The organism is Streptomyces sp. NPDC101166 (genome assembly GCF_044768125.1).
Lineage (GTDB): Bacteria > Actinomycetota > Actinomycetes > Streptomycetales > Streptomycetaceae > Streptomyces.
In genome coordinates, this window is sequence record NZ_JBIWPF010000356.1 from 1 (window position 1) to 1,045 (window position 1,045).

The 1,045-nt window shown below is 68.3% G+C and carries 1 protein-coding gene; it reads right to left on the bottom strand.

Annotation, left to right across the window (positions count from 1 at the left end; genetic code table 11):
• On the bottom strand, window positions 1-1,045 hold a 1,045-nt coding region (locus tag ACIRS4_RS39075; RefSeq protein ID WP_404205167.1), incomplete at its 3' end, for a lyase family protein.

Below are 1,045 nucleotides of genomic sequence, written 5' to 3' on the forward strand. Positions count from 1 at the left end.
CCGACACCGCCACGAAATCGCCGGAGTCCTGGGTGGCCTCGACCAGGTTCTCGGCCTGCACGATGGGCAATCCGGTTATCTCCGCGAGCTTGACGGTGACCAGGTCCGCGTAGCCGGGCGGGCTGGTGATGCCGGTGCCGATGGCGGTCGCGCCCATGTTCACCGCGAGCAGGTCCCCGCCGATGCGCTGCAGATGGTTGATGGCCTCGCCGATCATGACCGCGTACGCGCCGAACTCCTGGCCCAGGGTCATCGGGACCGCGTCCTGCAACTGGGTGCGGCCCATCTTGATCACGTCGGCGAATTCGATGGCCTTGGCGCGCAGTGCGTTCTGCAGTTCGCCCAGCGCCGCGGAGGCGTCCTGCAGGGACAGGTAGACGCCCAGCTTCACCGAGGTGGGGTAGACGTCATTGGTGGACTGCGAGCGGTTCACGTCGTCGTTGGGGTGCAGGTACTGGTATTCGCCCTTGTGGTGGCCCATGAGCTCCAGGCCGCGGTTGGCGATCACCTCGTTGGCGTTCATGTTGGTGGAGGTGCCCGCGCCGCCCTGCACCATGTCGACGATGAAGTTCTCGCGCAGCCGGCCGGTGAGCAGTTCGTCGCAGGCCGCGACGATGGCGTCGGCCTTGGGCTGGGCGAGCGAACCGAGTTCCGCGTTGGCCAGGGCCGCAGCCTTTTTCACGTGGGCCAAGGCATTGACCAAGTGCCCGAACTTGCGCAGTTTGATGCCCGAGATCTGGAAGTTCTCCACCGCGCGCAGGGTCTGCACCCCGTAGTACGCCTCGGCGGGCAGTTCCCGGGTGCCGAGCGAATCGTGTTCGATGCGAATGCCGCCCAGCGGCTGCTGGGCCGCGATGGCGGCCGACAGCTGGGCGGAGACCGCGCGCATGCGGTGCGCGACCAGCTGGGCGACCCGGGAGACCATGCGGTAGTAGCGATCCGGGTGCAGGACGGCCAGTTCCCGCAGGGTCGCCCGGGGCACGGTGAGCACGACCGCGCCGGTGACGCTGCGCCCGGTGGCGGTGTGGGGCGTGTCGTCGACCAG